The sequence below is a fragment of the Lacrimispora sphenoides JCM 1415 genome (assembly GCF_900105615.1).
GTDB classification, from domain to species: Bacteria; Bacillota; Clostridia; order Lachnospirales; family Lachnospiraceae; genus Lacrimispora; species Lacrimispora sphenoides.
On record NZ_LT630003.1, the window covers coordinates 4,031,824 to 4,046,333 of the forward strand.

Here is a 14,510-nt window from a genome sequence, read left to right on the forward strand (position 1 = left end):
CCTTTTATTTTAATGCCTCCATTAATTCCTGAAGGCCTGTCCGTTCAGACAGATTAATATGATAATAAGGCTCCCGAACCCCTGCCTTTTTTAACTGACGGATACACCAGCCGTCATGTTCCGGTTTTTCTCCGCTTCCCGTAATCACACCGATGACAGGAATCCGGAACACTTTTGCAAATCCAGGCGGGTAACTTTCCCGGCATGAGGACTGGTCTACCAGCATCAGTACATGGGAGGCATCCTGTGCCGCCGCAATGATATGCTTATGCATCCAGGGACTTTCTAAGTAAACCCCCGGCACATCTAAGGTTTTTTCCCCATACACCATGTTCTGGGTTCTTCTGGCCGGACCGTTAAAACCGTTTATGACATGAGCCAGGGAAGTCTTTCCACTGCCGCCGGGGCCGATGATCATGATTCTTTTCTTTCTCATGTTTTGGTTACCGCAGGCACCATATAACCCAGCCCGCGTTTTAAGGTATCGCATACCGCAGTCAATGCGGTTTCCACACTATCCACATCGCCGGCAATGATCACAGAGCCTGTGAAGCGGTCTAAAAAGCCCACCTGCACATCTGCTGCCTTTGCTGCAATATCCGCCGCAATGATAGAGGTTTCAAAAGGGGACAGGGTGAGGATTCCGATGGCTCCCATTTCATCGATGCCGAGGCATTCATACACCTCCGGAATGGGAGATGCGATCACATGGGCGATGGTCACCTGTTTACCAGGAACGGATTCTTCTATGACACGCTGCATCTCAATCATGGCCTTTTCCCCTTTCTTAGTGCTTCACCACTGTAACCGGAAATTGATATTCCTTCATCCAGCCTTCTATGCGGTCTAAATCCTCCGGGCTTAAGCTAGGATCACCTTCAATGGGATATTTCATATCAAGCTGATTGTATTTGTTAACACCCAGCTTATGATACGGAAGTAGATCAATTCCTTTAAAATTTTTGTAGTCACGGAAGGGCATTAAGAACTTAATGACCTCATCGATCTCTTCCCGGCTGTCATTGATGCCCTTTAACATAGGCATGCGGACTTTCACATTAAAACGGTGGTGAAGCAGTTCCTTTAAATTGGTAAGGATCTGTTCGTTGTTCACACCCACCAGTTCATTGTGGCGGACAGGATCCATATGTTTGATATCAAACAGGAATAAGTCCACATACTCTGCAATTTTTAAAATCGTTTCCGTATTTGTATAACCGCAGGTCTCAATAGCCGTATTGATCCCTTCCTGCTTGCAGGCCATTAACAGATTTAATGCTGCTTCCGGCTGGGCAGTCACTTCACCGCCGCCAAGAGTTACGCCGCCGCCTGAAATATCATAAAAGGCAGAATCCTCTTCCACGATTTTAAGCAGTTCTGAAATGGTTTTAACTTCTCCGGCAATGGTCAGCGCTGCATTGGGGCAGACATTCTTGCATTTCATGCATCCGATGCAATCCTTTTCCCGCTGGATTTCATGTTTTCCCGTCTCTTTGGATATCACATGGATTCTTACGGGGCACACATCAGCGCACGCCCCGCAGTTCACACAGGAATTTTGCTTATACATCACCTGGAATTTCCGCACCATTCCTTCTGGATTGGAGCACCACTTACACCGGAGCGGACAGCCTTTAAAGAATACCAGGGTTCTGATTCCCGGCCCGTCATACATGTTGTACTTCTGCACGTTAAAGATAAACGCTTTACGCTCAATCTCTCCTGTCGTTCCATGGTCCATTGTGATCGATCTCAACTTTCTTTTAGAAATGTGTCAGCATGGTTCTGCTTATGATTTCATCCTGTACATCCTTGCATAACTCTACGAAGAATGCGCTATAGCCGGCTACACGGACGATTAAGTCACGGTACAGCTCCGGATGCTTCTGAGCCTCAACTAAGGTATTGTTATCCAGATAGTTGAACTGCATCTCGCCGTTTCCTAACATGCAGGCCGTACGGAGAAGGGTGATAAGGCTTTCTTCCCCTTCCTGAGTATCCAAAAGGCCGGCCATGATCTTAAAGTTATGAACCATACCGATGTTCATGCTGTCATTGGACATCTTGGATACGGACTTGATGATTGCAGTCGGGCCCTTGAAGTCTGCGCCCTGGGTTGGGCTAATTCCGTCGGAAAGAGGCAGCCATGCATTACGGCCGTTGGCAGAAGCGCCTGTCATCTGTCCGAATGGAGTGTTATTGGAAATGGATAAGGTACCATGGCTTAATACAGAGTATAAGGTCTTATATTTTCTGTGTTCATGCTCTGTAAAGTCAACCAGGTCAGCAGCAATTAAATCTGCATAATCATCATCATTTCCGTATTTTGGAGCATTAAGGCAGTCGGTGCGGATCTGGTCATATCCCACAAAGTCAGCTTTTAACGCTTCATTTATCTGCTCTAATGTATATTTTTTCTCTTCGAATACAAGCTTCTTGATCGCTGCCATGGAGTCTGCATAGGTAGCGAGTCCGGACCATACCACACCAGGTCCGAAGTTGTACATCGCACCGCCTGCGGATACATCCTTGGCTTTTTCCATACAGCCTTCGTACATGATGGACATGAGCGGCTTTGGAGCTAAGTCCCTGTGAACGCGCTGGGAAATTACGGTAGCAACATCGGTCCACTTTGTAATGTATTTGATTTCTTCTTTTACAGCTGCTTCAAACTCTTCATAAGTTTTGAAGTTGCTTAAGTCACCCATATCCGGGCAAACCTGCTTGCCATACCATAAAGGAGTTCCGTGGTTTAAAACAAGCTCGATACAGATCGGCCACTGGGTATAAGCAGTGGATGTCCACTGATAGAGACGTCCTGACTTCTGAGGCTCCACACAGCCCATCAGACAGTAATCACGTGCATCTTCGATGGATACGCCTTTTGCAAGCATCATCTTGATGTGGGCATCGTCAAAATGGCAGGCTGGGAATCCCATACCGGAACGAACCACATCTACGATCTTTTTCATGTACTTTTTCGGGGACTTGTTGTGGATACGGCATGCAAGTGATGGCTGGTAAATCTTTACATGACGAACTGCATCCATAAGTAAGTAAGTTAAATCATTGGTGGCATCGTGTCCGCTGCGGGTCACACCGCCTACGCACATGTTTACGAATGGCTGGTAGCCTGCAAAGAATTTGGAACCGCCTTCGCTGGTGATCCACATCATCTCAGACATCTTGATCAGCATACAGCCGGCAAGCTCAAATGCCTGGTAATCATTCATACGTCCGGATTCGATATCATCTTTGTAGAATGGATACATATACTGATCCACACGTCCGATGGACATACCGGTCTGGTTCTCTTCCACTACGAGCAGGGATTCGATGGTCCATACTGCCTGGATTGCCTCCCAGAAGGTTCTTGGCTTGTGAGCAGGAACGTAAGCATTTACTTCAGAGATCTTTAACAGTTCTTCCTTACGCTTTGGATTGGTTTCCTTGGCCGCAAGCTCTGCTGCATACTCGGAAAGTCTCTTTGCGTAGATCATAACGCCTTCTGTGGTATCGATAATGGATTTGTAAAAATAAATCTTCTCAATATCATCAGGATTCTCATAATCCAGTTCTTTTAAATGATCCTTGGCTTCCTGCTGAATATCCAGCATGCCCTTCTTCATAAGGATTACATCATAGCCGGGGTTTGAGTCTCCGCCACCGTTGATGGCATGGTAGGAGCAGTCAGATACAAAGGATTCTCCGGATAATTCCCAAACGCCTGCTTCACGGTACTGATCTTCACAATACTCATCAACCGATTTGCCGGACCAGTATGGGAACAGCTCTTCTTTCATGATTTTCTTGTCTTCTTCGGAAATATAGAATGGATCCTGAGGACGTGTTCCGATGGTATCGATTTCATCTACCATCCATCTCCATGCGATATCCGGAGAGAATGCACCTGCACGGGGAGCGCCGCAGGGAGCACCTACGATGAGCTCGTTGTCCTGAATAACAAGGGGAGCTGTTTCGCAGCAGTAACGGAAACATTTTGCACGAAGCATGATCTTTGGCATACCAGGATTCTCTTTTGCGATCTTGGTAATGGCCCGTGCACGGTATGTTGTAATTGATGGTTTATGCTTTAAATAATTTTCCTTTAAATTCTGGAGTCTGGGAGTAATGCCATCCGGTATCTCTGTTCCTCCCTCAAAGCTTACTGCCGCCTGGGAAGCAGGCTCTTTTTTGTTGATTTCATCGGAAACAGTTTCAAACATTTTCATCAGAGAAGCTCTTTCTTCTGGTGTCATGTTCTTCGTTGCTTCTACAAATTTATTTGAAAATTCACGAATATCCAATCTGGTTTCCCTCTCTTTCAATTAATTGCCACCTAATGAATCAAGCGGATATGCTTGCATATCCAGTTGATTCACAAATTCAAGGTTGAAAGACGCTTTTCTTTCAACACTTATCATCAAGCTCCCTGGACAAGGTTTCTAAAATCTGTTTCAGGAGCGCTTTTGCATCTTCGCTTCCTCCTTTTGTCTCAGGAGCTATTCCATGTCCGCCCGAAACGTTTCCTGTAACCCCAAGGAATTCTTTCGCATCCCGGACTCCATATCCCACGTTCCGGATATAGATGAAATTCATGGGTGAAACATTGTCAGCCGTAATTCCGGCGCCTGTCGTAATGCTTCCAAGGGTCATGGCCGGAAACAGGTTCGTGGTCGCTCCCATGCTGCCCAGGGTGGCAGGTGTATTGACAAGGATCCTGCCCACCGGCTTCTTTAAGGCGAACTGGCGTATTACTTCTTCATCCCTGGAGTGGATTACCAGGGTGTGTCCATGGCTTTCGTTAACCAGAAGACTCATGCATTTCTCGCAGGCGTGCATCCAGTCATTTTCGATGTAATAAGCCAGTACGGGACACAGAAGCTCTTTTGCAAACGGATTCCTGTCAGAAATATATTTCTGTTCGGATACCAGTACTGTTGTGGAATCAGGCACCGTAAATCCTGCTCTGACTGCAAGTTCTATTGCAGGTCTTCCCATGATTTCCGTATCTGCCTTCCCGCTTTCCAGGCAAAGGAGGTCAATTAACTTTTTCTCCTCTTCCCCATTCATAAAGTAGGCGCCGTTCTTAAGCATTTCGGCTTTTACTTCTGCTGCAATGAGGCTGTCTACCACCATATACTGCTCGGCTGCAGACACGATCCCGTAATCAAAGGTACGGCTTGCAATGATATCCTCTACCGCCTGTCTTACATCGGCAGTCCGTTCCACAAAGACCGGTCCGTTTCCGGTACCGCCGTAAATATAAGGTTTTCCGCTTTCTGCTGCCTCACGGCACAGCTCCGGCACTCCGGTGTTGACTACCATGGCTGCTGCCGGGTGGCGGATCAGCTCCAGGGTTCCTGCCCTTGTCACCGTCTTTAGATACCCAATGGCTCCTTCCGGAAGCCCGCAGCATTTTCCTGCTTCCATCAGCCGGTCAATCAGCCTGCCGGTTACCTTCCTTGCCCTTTCATGAGGCGCGATCACGATGGGATTGCCGGACTTAACAGCGATTAAAATGTTATAAATCGCGGTAGAAACCGGGCTCACTGCCGGCGTCAGGGCGGCAATTACACCCACCGGAACGCCTACTGCCATGGTTTTAAGCCTTGGGTCTTCTTCTAAGATGCCGACACACCTCATATCTTTTAGGCGTTCCGGCAGGAAATTGCAGACAAAGGTGTTCTTCACGTACTTGTCCTGGAAACGTCCATATCCGGTTTCTTCCGCGGACATGACCGCCAGTTCCTCCGCCAGTTCCTTTGCTGCCGCAGCCAGGGTGCCCGTAATGAGATCAAGCTTTTCCTGGGGGAAGGTAAGCATGGTCTCTCTGGCTTCCCGTGCACTTTCCATTAAAATCCTTGCCTCCTGTATGGAGAGCAGGTCTTTATCTACAAAATTCATTTTCGATTCTCCCTTCATCCGGGATGCCTGCTATTCCTGTTCAGGAGCAACACTTAAGGCATATCGTCTGATGATTTTTTCAAGATGGGGATGAGGTCTTGGAATGATTACGGAACTGTAAACATCCGCTCCCATATCCTTCACTGCCTTAATTCCAGCTTCTACAGCCGTCTTGCAGGCCCCCACATCTCCCCGTACCAAAACAGAAATATAACCGGAAGCTACATTTTCATAGCCGATGAGTTCCACATCTGCCGCCTTGCACATTGCATCCGCCGCTTCGAGAACAAATACCAGACCAAATGTTTCTATTGAGCCTATGGCTTCATATCTTTCCATATACTGTTTTCCTTTCTCTATGCGTCTATATCGTGTACGGATACAATGTCTCCGACCTCTTTAATCGGCCTTGGCATTACGTTCTTTGCTGTCAGCTTGCCGATTGCTGCTGCCGCTTCTGCACCTGCCTCTACGGAGGAGCGTACCGCTGCCACATCACCCTTTACCATAATGGTCACCAGGGTGGAACCTACGTTTTCATAAGAAATCAATTCTACATCTGCTGCCTTAAGCATCTTGTCTGCTGCTTCCAGTGCAGGAACCAGTCCAACGGTCTCTACCAGGCCTAAAGCTTCTTCGCCGTAATATCTCACCTTTGTAAACCTCCTCTATGCTATTTGCGGTATTTCTTATCCACATATTTGTCAACTGCGCTTCTTCCGTCATCATTGATTTCGTAGCGCATGCGCAGCTCCCCGTTCTGATCCAGGTCATAGCTGCATAAATTGACCATACCGTTTGCTTCCAAAGACATGACATGATCCATGTAACGATCTTTGGTAAACTGGCGTTCTCCGCCGTAAAGCGGCTTTAAAGCCTCCATGATCTGGGCAATATCCGCATTTTCTACTCCATATAAATAATTTAAAACCGCTGTTCTTGCAGGTAATAACATTTTCTTATTCCCCTTTCCTGAATAAATCCAGTGGATTCATGGTTACCAGAATCGCACCAAATACGATTACAAAAGAACCGATTACAATCGTAGGTGTCACTGCCTGTCCCAAAAACAGGATACAGAAGAAAACTCCCCAGAACGCATAGGTTACATTTAAGGACATTCCCACAGCACATCCAACGGTGGAATTACTCTTATACCAGCAAAGGAAAGACACTGCGGCACTTAAGCCGGATACTACAAGCCAGATGGCTGGTATTCCTGCCATAAGTGTTCCGCCAAGAAGCCCCAGGCCTCCAACGATAGGAAGGATCACGAATAAGTCTACAACACCGGAAATCAGCTGGCGTAAGTTTACTGCAACATCGGTATCGATCATGGCTCCGCCGTAAGTGGCAAATACACCTTCCAGGGCCCAGCAGATTGCTGCAACAAAGGAGAAGATAATTCCCAGTGTAAAGTTATCGCTGCCTTCCGGCTTCGTCCAGTTGATGATGATGGCACCGGCCACACATACCAACATACCCATCATGACTCTCTTAGTGATTTTCTGTTTTAAGAAGATCCATGCAAAAATTGCTCCGAATAAACTGCATAATGCGGAAATCGGAATCGCATAGGCACCGGCCATGGCAAGACCTACCAGATAAGCGCCATTGGCAATGGGGCCTCCGAGAATGGATCCGATGACAATCATTTTACCAGGGAATGTATTAAGGCTTCTTCCCATCTCGCGGATACGGCCGCTTTTTGCATTATAAGCAGTCAGCCAGATTCCTGCGAAAAGATCGTTTAAGCCGGAGCACACATATGGTCCTGCTAAAAGTCCTGCCGCACTGACAAGAGGTTCATAATATCCGGCCACCAGTACAAGTACGGTATAGATCCCGTATGTCAGTCCGGATAATGCACCGGTTGTCATACCGGTTGTCCTGAATTTTTTATTGACTGCCGCCATTTTTGCATCCGCGGATACAGATGTCATTCCTTGGTTACTCATTATTTACACTCCTTTTTCTCTTTCGGAAGAATGGTTTCAACCTCAGCGTGAGGACGAGGAATTACGTGAACGGAAACCAGTTCTCCAACTCTCTGGGCTGCAGCCGCACCTGCATCGGTGGCTGCCTTTACCGCACCGACATCACCTCTTACCATAATGGTAACTAGACCGCCGCCGACAAATTCTTTTCCAACCAGAGTAACATTTGCTGCCTTTACCATTGCATCTGCAGCTTCGATAGAACCGATCAGGCCCTTTGTCTCAATCATTCCTAATGCATCAAATTTCATTGCTTACTTCCTCCTTTTTCATGAGCAATTCAAATGGGTCTACGGATACTAAAACCGCCCCCAAAATGATAATAATGGAACCAATGATAATAGTCGGGGTCAATGGCTGTTTTAAAAACAGGATACAAAACAGCACACCCCAGAACGCGTAGGTAATATTCAGTGACATTCCCATGGCGCAGCCTATTGTGCTGTTGGATTTATACCAGCACAAATAGGATATTGCAGCGCAAAGTCCGGAAACCAGCAGCCACATAACCGGCGGTAATGAGAACAGGGTGCCTTTTAAAAGTCCCATGCCTCCCACCATCGGCAAAATAACAATCAGATCCACAATACCGGATAATAGCTGGCGTATGTTGATTACCACATCGGTATCCAGCATGGCACTTCCGTAAGCTGCGAATACACCTTCCAAAGCCCAGCCGATGGCCGCAACAAACGCGCAGATGATCCCAAGGGTAAAATTAGTGCTGCCTTCCGGCTTTACCCAGTTGATGACAATCGCTCCAACCACACAGATCACCATTCCAATGCCTACTCTGGGCACGATTTTCTGCTTTAGGAAAATCCTTGCAAACAATGCTCCAAAGAGTATGTACATGGCGGAAATCGGTATTGCGTAAGCTCCTGCCATGGCAAGTCCCATGAGGTATGCTCCACTTGCTATGGGTCCGCCAACCAGAGAGCCTATTAGAATAATTTTTCCTGGGAACAGGCGTAAGCTTCTTCCGATTTCCCGGATTCTTCCGGTCTTTACGTTATAAGCGGTCAGCCAGATGCCTGCAAACAAATCATTCAGGCCCGAGGTTACATAGGGAGCAGCAAACAACCCAACCGCTCCGGCAAGAGGCTTGTAATAACCGGCGATCAAAACGAATGTGGTATATAACCCATACATAAGACCGGATATCAAGCCTGTTGTAACGCCAATTGCTTTAAATTTTTTTCGTGCTTCCGTCATTTAAGTTTTCCTTCCCCAATTGGTGCTGCACAAAATTCAAGTTAGCATGTTTCTCTGCTTTTTTCTTCACGTTCAGCTGAAAACGTTTAGAAAACACATCACGCCTGTTAATGTTACTAATTTTACGGAGTCGCTTTGTGTTTTTCTATGCATTTAGTATAAATCTTCCCCCTAGGGGAAATGTCAACAGGTTTTTAAACTTTTTTATGCTCCAAATATTGGGAGAATCGGTACCAGCCCGGAAAACAAAAAAGGGCCCCCCTGGTACAGCATCTTTCTGAATACTGTATCCAGGGAAGCCAACTGCTAAAACATGCTCCCTTATTCCCTGTATATCGGAACAATGATCTCTGAAACAAACTCATCCCGGCTTCTGGTGGTCCAGTAATCCACAACATACCGTTCGAAGCTTTCTTTTCCGCACTTATAGCCCCTTTTAGCCGCCCATTTAAGTATTTTCTCATATTCTTCATCAATCGTTTCATGCTTTCCGATATGATAAACCGACGCAGCCATAAATCCTCCAAAGACCTGCCGGTTCAAACAGTTCCTGCATGGATGAATGGCCTGCTGCATGATTCTGGTGCGGCTGCATTTGCCTGCCATCTTTTCCTCAAATGAATCAAATTTTAAAATTACCGGTCCTGTGATCTCATTCTCTTCATGCTCTAAGTGATTGGTCCATTCTATATTGATAATGGATTCCATGTAATTGTAGTCAAAGTCCTGCTCCATGCCGCAATAGGTCGCCGGCTGTATATATTTTACGGCAACATCATGAACATCATTTTGAAGCACCAGTTTGGCTTCCTGTATCAGCTCATACCAGTCCTTAACCGCAATATAGCTGTTATGGATCTGCTGCTCCTGAAGGCATAACTGGTCAATCTTGTTCCTGAAATTCTGTTCCAGGTAATAATAAGTATTTCCTTCGACCAACCCCTGCATCTCTTCCAGTTTAAATCCCATTTGCTTGTAGTATTTCACCACCGGAACAGTCAGAAGGGACTCTTTGTTATAATACCGATAGCTGTTTTCCTTGCAGATCATATCCGGAGATATGATACCGATCTTATCATAAAACCTCAAAGCTTTTGTAGAAATGTTGCAGATCTTACTCACTTCCCCAATTGAGTACAATTTTTTTTCTTTCATTGAAACCCCCATAAGCATAAGCCTTGTCTATGTGTTCATTAATAGTTTCCCTCTTCAATTACGAGTTTATTTGTACTGATTAACTTAGTATAATCCTTCCTGTATAGGGGAATGTCAATAACTACTTATGTTATCTATTTTATACGAAAAAGCTGTCAACCGGAAGCAGTAAAAAACTGTAAAAAAAGACCACCAGATGTTCCGGTTAACCGGAAGACCCGTGGCCTTTGCTGTATTTATCTTAATTTCTCGATCATTTCAAGGACTTCTTTCTTGGATTTCACTCCCACGGAAGTGACTGCCGCCTTACCATCCTTAAAGATTACAAGGGTAGGAATACTCATAACCCTAAACTGTCCGGCTAAGTCCGGCTGCTGATCAACATCCACCTTGCCTACCTTAACGCCGGGAAGATTCCCTTCAGCAATTTCGTCTATCACCGGTGCAAACATCTTACAGGGTCCGCACCAGGTCGCCCAAAAGTCCACCAGCACAATGCCGCTGTTATCTGCCACTTCTGTTTGAAAATTCTCCTGTGTTAATGTTAAAACTGCCATATCATGTTCCTCCTTCTTGACTTGCTTTTTGTGTATTCACGAAAAGCGCCTTTTATTCATAATTATCTACATTACTCCGAAACCGGGAATGCGCCGATCATATAATGAACAGTACATCCTTTGCAATGTTTTCCAGCCAACGGTGCTCTTTTTTATAGTTTTATCATAATTATCTTAAATATCCCCGCTTTTTGGATTATTGCCCGGGATAACTGTAACTTTGTGAGTTTCAGTATCTTTACTGTTATTATAAAAGTTACAGTTGTATTTGTCAATAGATTTTTTTCATTTACTTATAAAAGTCAAGGCCTAATTGCCCGCTTCTCTTTAAAAACTCGTCCTTGACCTTCTGCAATCCGTCACCGGAGGATTCCTCACCTGTCTCAGACAATTTCCCATATTCCAGAGCATCAGAAGAGATCTTACCACCTTCATATCCTCCGCTCAGCTTCAGTCCAAGCTCAAATCTTTCATTATGATATGTAATATTAAACTCAGGGATCTGGAATGCCCTTTTCCCTTCCTGCCCATTGCCAAAATAGACCTTTGCGCTCATATCAAGCTTCCGTTCGCGGAGCATGATATTTCCTGCCACTGACAGCCCTCCATTAGACTCCAGTAAAAGGCTCATATCAGTCAGACCCTCCACTTTTATATCCGTAATATGCAGCCCCTTGTCAATGGTAAAGAATATGTCCTGAGTCTCTCCCTGGGTCTTCCGTTCCTCTAACATCTGTCCCCATTCTTTCATATCCTTTCCGGGCCCCTCCTTAAGCAGTTCTCCTACCTTACTCAAATAGGTATCAAAGAGACCGGAAGGGACTGATGCCTTAATGGTTACGCCACTCTTATCCCTACTGACAAATTCCATATGGCTCTGGTTCATCATGTGGATGGTATCCTTTTTTAAGGTTTCAAGCTGATCCCTTAAATGGTCTCTCTCTTCCGGGACAATGGAAAAACCAATAACCTCTTTTAATGTATCCTGGCTGGTTCTTATGGTCGGTCCTATAATCCCAGGTATGGATATTAAGGCATTATCTCTGTCAGCCCAATAATGGACTCCGTCCCTTATGGCCCCAAGAAAATACACGTCAAGGCTTCCCTGGGAAAAGGTATGTTTTTCATCCCTTTGCTCCTTCCAGTTGATGCCAAACCCTCCCGGAAGTATCAGCACAGAGCGGCCATTCCAATCCACTTCATCCGCTATGAGCTTCAGGGAATCTTCTTCTGCCCCTTCTCCTTCTTTGTCTTTGCCCCATAGATCCATTAACCGCCCCCTGGTTTGCAATGCCGATCGGGTCAGGTAAAATCTTGCATAATGGATCGGAAGATAGTTCCATACCCAGACACCAAGAACTATTAAAAGCAGTACCACCCCGCCGGTCCAGGCCAGCCGCCGTCTGATTCCCGGCGGCTTTTTTTCCTTTCCCATCTTACATGATCCCTGTTTGGCTGAGTTTTTCTTCAAAAAATTCATTCAGTTTTAACACCTTCTTCCGCAATACGATTCCAACCAACAGTGATATAGGAATATAGACCAGCACATTTCGTATATCTTTCCAATAATCATTCCCATAAGTACCTCCCACACACTCTCTCATTGCATTGATGAGATGAGTAAATGGAAGCAATGGGTTCACCATCTGGAAAAACCGGGGAGTTACCTGTATGGGAAACGTACCGCCGGAGCCTGCCACCTGAATGACCATAAAGACTACTACAATCGCTTTGCCCACGTCCCCAAAGGAAACCGTCATGGAATAAATGATATTGGTGAATATAATACTGGCTGCCACAGCTGCCAGCACAAATTTCCCCGGATAAAGGCACTGGATCTTTAACATATACAAATCTCCCAAAGCCACCACAAGTGCCTGGGCGATTCCAAACAGCATGAAGGTGAGATACCTTCCAAAATAGGTTTCATACAGCTTAAGCCCTACCGATCTGTTCTCTTCCACCTTAGTCTTTACCAAAGCCGCCAAAATGAGTCCTCCCACCCAGATGGCCAGAATGGTATAAAACGGAGCCATGGCGGAACCATAAGTTTCTACCGGGTAGATTTTGTTGGTAACCATATCCGTAGGCATTTTCATAAAATCACTGAGCTGATCCGGGTCATTCTTCATGATGTCCATGATCTTATTTAACTTCTCATTATCCGCCAGCTTGTTCACGCTGTCGATCATATCATCCACACGCTCCTGGCTCCTGTTCATCAGGCCGACGGCGCTGTCTAACGCTTCGATCAGGCTCTGGGATGAGTCTGTTACACTGTCAAGGGTGGTATCGATCTGCCCTATCATGTTTCCAATGCTGTCTAAAGCTCCCGCAGTAGTGCCCAGGGCATCATAGGTCTTATCCAGGCTGTCTTTTAAAGGAATCTCCACCTTGCCGGTATAAAAATTCAGAACGTCTGATATGGAGTTGGTGACCCCGTCAAGAGAGTCTCCGATATCCTTCTCCATGGTATCCGGCAGCCGTTTTGTCTGTTTTACGGTCTGCTGTGCAGCCTGCAGCTTCCTAACCAGTTCCTGCTGCTGCTTAACGGTATCTGTAAGCTTTTGCTGAAGAGTTGTTATATCTTTTAAGGGAATGGGCAGCTTCTGGTTAATTGTCCCTAAAACCTTGTTTACGCTATTGCACTGGTTGATGCTTCCTGTGACCAGATTTTCCGTGGCTTTTAATGCATCAATAGCTCCGTCAGCGGATGTGTCCGTCAGCTTGCCGATTACCTGAAAGGATTCATACACGGATTCCTCTACCTTGCTGATATTATCCAGGGTATCTCTAATACCTTCTGTCATTGTGTCAGAGAATCCTCTGGAGGAATCGATCAGGGTTTTTGCGCTTTCAGCCGTTTGTCCGCCGGAATCGATCATTTTGCTCACATCCGGGAGAGTTCCCTTCATACCGCCATTTAAGCTGTTGACGGAGCGGAGAGTGGACTGAAGCATGGTAATAGTATCCACCAGCTGATTCAAATCTGTTTTTACATCCGTAAGAGTACTGACGGCATCGTCTCTGTCCGTTTCCTTATCAGTTTCCCAGTTGTCTGAATATTTGTTTAAGGCCTTCCCAGCCACCTTTGAGGTAGAATTAATAAAGGTTTCATTAATTTGCTGCTGTACGCTCTCCACCCCTTTGCCGGTGATCTTTGTGGCAATGGCGTTTTTCTTTTCATTTACATAGTATTCAAGCACCGGGCGCTCAATGTTAGAGGTAAGGACGCTTGATATTTTCTGGCTGAAATCTTCAGGAACGATAACTGCCGCATAATATTTCCCGGACTCCACTCCATCGATTGCTTCTTCCTCGTTGACGAACTGCCATCCTATCTGTTCATTCTTTCTAAGTTCATCAAGAATCATTTCACCAATATTAATGGAAGAATCATCAATATCCGTGTCAAATATATCGTCAATAGAAGCCCCCTTATCCAGGTTGACAACCGCAACCTTAAGTCCCTTTGTATTCGCATAAGGGTCCCAGCTTGCAGCGATGTTAAACCATGCGTATAAGGCTGGAATAAGTGTAAGTCCCAGCGCAATAATGACTGCTACCGGATTAAGCGCAATGCGTTTTATATCACCGGCGAAAATTTTAAATATGTTTTTAACATGAACCATGTGTGCCTCCTTGGTATATCAGTTAAGAAATTTAGCATTTCCGTATT

15 protein-coding genes are annotated in these 14,510 nt (G+C 45.7%); all 15 read right to left on the bottom strand.

Features of this window, described 5'->3' with window-relative positions; all coding sequences use genetic code 11:
- Positions 1-4: 4 nt before the first annotated feature.
- Positions 5-436 (bottom strand): EutP/PduV family microcompartment system protein, encoded by a 432-nt coding sequence (locus tag BMX69_RS18260; protein ID WP_100043153.1) that lies wholly within the window; start codon positions 434-436, stop codon positions 5-7.
- Complete coding sequence (locus BMX69_RS18265; RefSeq protein WP_025230282.1) at positions 433-771, bottom strand: BMC domain-containing protein; 339 nt, start codon at positions 769-771, stop codon at positions 433-435. Before BMX69_RS18265 ends, BMX69_RS18260 begins: the two co-directional genes overlap by 4 nt.
- Before the next feature lie 16 nt (positions 772-787).
- The gene (gene cutD, locus BMX69_RS18270) at positions 788-1,741 is read right to left on the bottom strand and encodes a choline TMA-lyase-activating enzyme (protein WP_054790485.1); all 954 of its coding nucleotides are present in this window, start codon (positions 1,739-1,741) and stop codon (positions 788-790) included.
- A 22-nt stretch (positions 1,742-1,763) separates the two neighbouring features.
- A complete protein-coding gene (gene cutC / locus BMX69_RS18275) occupies positions 1,764-4,307 on the bottom strand; it encodes a choline trimethylamine-lyase (protein ID WP_100043892.1) in 2,544 nt (847 codons plus the stop codon).
- A 103-nt stretch (positions 4,308-4,410) separates the two neighbouring features.
- Positions 4,411-5,907 (bottom strand): aldehyde dehydrogenase family protein, encoded by a 1,497-nt coding sequence (locus BMX69_RS18280; RefSeq protein WP_100043893.1) that lies wholly within the window; start codon positions 5,905-5,907, stop codon positions 4,411-4,413.
- Between the two features lie 30 nt (positions 5,908-5,937).
- The gene (locus tag BMX69_RS18285) at positions 5,938-6,246 is read right to left on the bottom strand and encodes a BMC domain-containing protein (protein ID WP_100043154.1); all 309 of its coding nucleotides are present in this window, start codon (positions 6,244-6,246) and stop codon (positions 5,938-5,940) included.
- Between the two features lie 17 nt (positions 6,247-6,263).
- Positions 6,264-6,560 carry a BMC domain-containing protein gene (locus BMX69_RS18290; protein ID WP_025230287.1) on the bottom strand — a complete coding sequence of 99 codons (297 nt, stop codon included), beginning with the start codon at positions 6,558-6,560 and terminating at the stop codon, positions 6,264-6,266.
- Between the two features lie 20 nt (positions 6,561-6,580).
- On the bottom strand, positions 6,581-6,862 hold the full coding sequence (locus BMX69_RS18295) for a hypothetical protein (protein ID WP_054790482.1): 282 nt from the start codon (positions 6,860-6,862) through the stop codon (positions 6,581-6,583).
- A 4-nt stretch (positions 6,863-6,866) separates the two neighbouring features.
- Complete coding sequence (locus tag BMX69_RS18300; protein ID WP_100043155.1) at positions 6,867-7,865, bottom strand: DMT family transporter; 999 nt, start codon at positions 7,863-7,865, stop codon at positions 6,867-6,869.
- A complete protein-coding gene (gene eutM, locus BMX69_RS18305; protein WP_025230290.1) occupies positions 7,865-8,155 on the bottom strand; it encodes an ethanolamine utilization microcompartment protein EutM in 291 nt (96 codons plus the stop codon). The genes BMX69_RS18300 and eutM overlap by 1 nt, the downstream gene beginning before the upstream one ends.
- On the bottom strand, positions 8,145-9,119 hold the full coding sequence (locus BMX69_RS18310; RefSeq protein ID WP_100043156.1) for a DMT family transporter: 975 nt from the start codon (positions 9,117-9,119) through the stop codon (positions 8,145-8,147). Before BMX69_RS18310 ends, eutM begins: the two co-directional genes overlap by 11 nt.
- Positions 9,120-9,440: 321 nt before the next feature.
- Complete coding sequence (locus tag BMX69_RS18315; protein WP_054790498.1) at positions 9,441-10,274, bottom strand: MerR family transcriptional regulator; 834 nt, start codon at positions 10,272-10,274, stop codon at positions 9,441-9,443.
- 236 nt (positions 10,275-10,510) lie between these two features.
- Complete coding sequence (gene trxA / locus BMX69_RS18320) at positions 10,511-10,831, bottom strand: thioredoxin (protein ID WP_054790479.1); 321 nt, start codon at positions 10,829-10,831, stop codon at positions 10,511-10,513.
- 289 nt (positions 10,832-11,120) lie between these two features.
- Complete coding sequence (locus BMX69_RS18325) at positions 11,121-12,266, bottom strand: hypothetical protein (RefSeq protein ID WP_147297073.1); 1,146 nt, start codon at positions 12,264-12,266, stop codon at positions 11,121-11,123.
- Position 12,267: 1 nt separating this feature from the next.
- Positions 12,268-14,463 (bottom strand): YhgE/Pip domain-containing protein, encoded by a 2,196-nt coding sequence (locus tag BMX69_RS18330; RefSeq protein WP_100043158.1) that lies wholly within the window; start codon positions 14,461-14,463, stop codon positions 12,268-12,270.
- Positions 14,464-14,510: the final 47 nt, after the last annotated feature.

Bases quoted from the DNA above. Each gene is read 5' to 3' on its own strand.
- BMX69_RS18265 (WP_025230282.1), bottom strand. From the start codon at position 771: ATGATTGAGATGCAGCGTGTCATAGAAGAATCCGTTCCTGGTAAACAG.
- eutM (WP_025230290.1), bottom strand. From the start codon at position 8,155: ATGAAATTTGATGCATTAGGAATGATTGAGACAAAGGGCCTGATCGGT.
- cutD (WP_054790485.1), bottom strand. From the start codon at position 1,741: ATGGACCATGGAACGACAGGAGAGATTGAGCGTAAAGCGTTTATCTTT.
- BMX69_RS18260 (WP_100043153.1), bottom strand. From the start codon at position 436: ATGAGAAAGAAAAGAATCATGATCATCGGCCCCGGCGGCAGTGGAAAG.
- BMX69_RS18330 (WP_100043158.1), bottom strand. From the start codon at position 14,463: ATGGTTCATGTTAAAAACATATTTAAAATTTTCGCCGGTGATATAAAA.
- BMX69_RS18315 (WP_054790498.1), bottom strand. From the start codon at position 10,274: ATGAAAGAAAAAAAATTGTACTCAATTGGGGAAGTGAGTAAGATCTGC.
- BMX69_RS18285 (WP_100043154.1), bottom strand. From the start codon at position 6,246: ATGGAAAGATATGAAGCCATAGGCTCAATAGAAACATTTGGTCTGGTA.
- trxA (WP_054790479.1), bottom strand. From the start codon at position 10,831: ATGGCAGTTTTAACATTAACACAGGAGAATTTTCAAACAGAAGTGGCA.
- BMX69_RS18325 (WP_147297073.1), bottom strand. From the start codon at position 12,266: ATGGGAAAGGAAAAAAAGCCGCCGGGAATCAGACGGCGGCTGGCCTGG.
- BMX69_RS18300 (WP_100043155.1), bottom strand. From the start codon at position 7,865: ATGAGTAACCAAGGAATGACATCTGTATCCGCGGATGCAAAAATGGCG.
- BMX69_RS18280 (WP_100043893.1), bottom strand. From the start codon at position 5,907: ATGAATTTTGTAGATAAAGACCTGCTCTCCATACAGGAGGCAAGGATT.
- BMX69_RS18310 (WP_100043156.1), bottom strand. From the start codon at position 9,119: ATGACGGAAGCACGAAAAAAATTTAAAGCAATTGGCGTTACAACAGGC.
- BMX69_RS18295 (WP_054790482.1), bottom strand. From the start codon at position 6,862: ATGTTATTACCTGCAAGAACAGCGGTTTTAAATTATTTATATGGAGTA.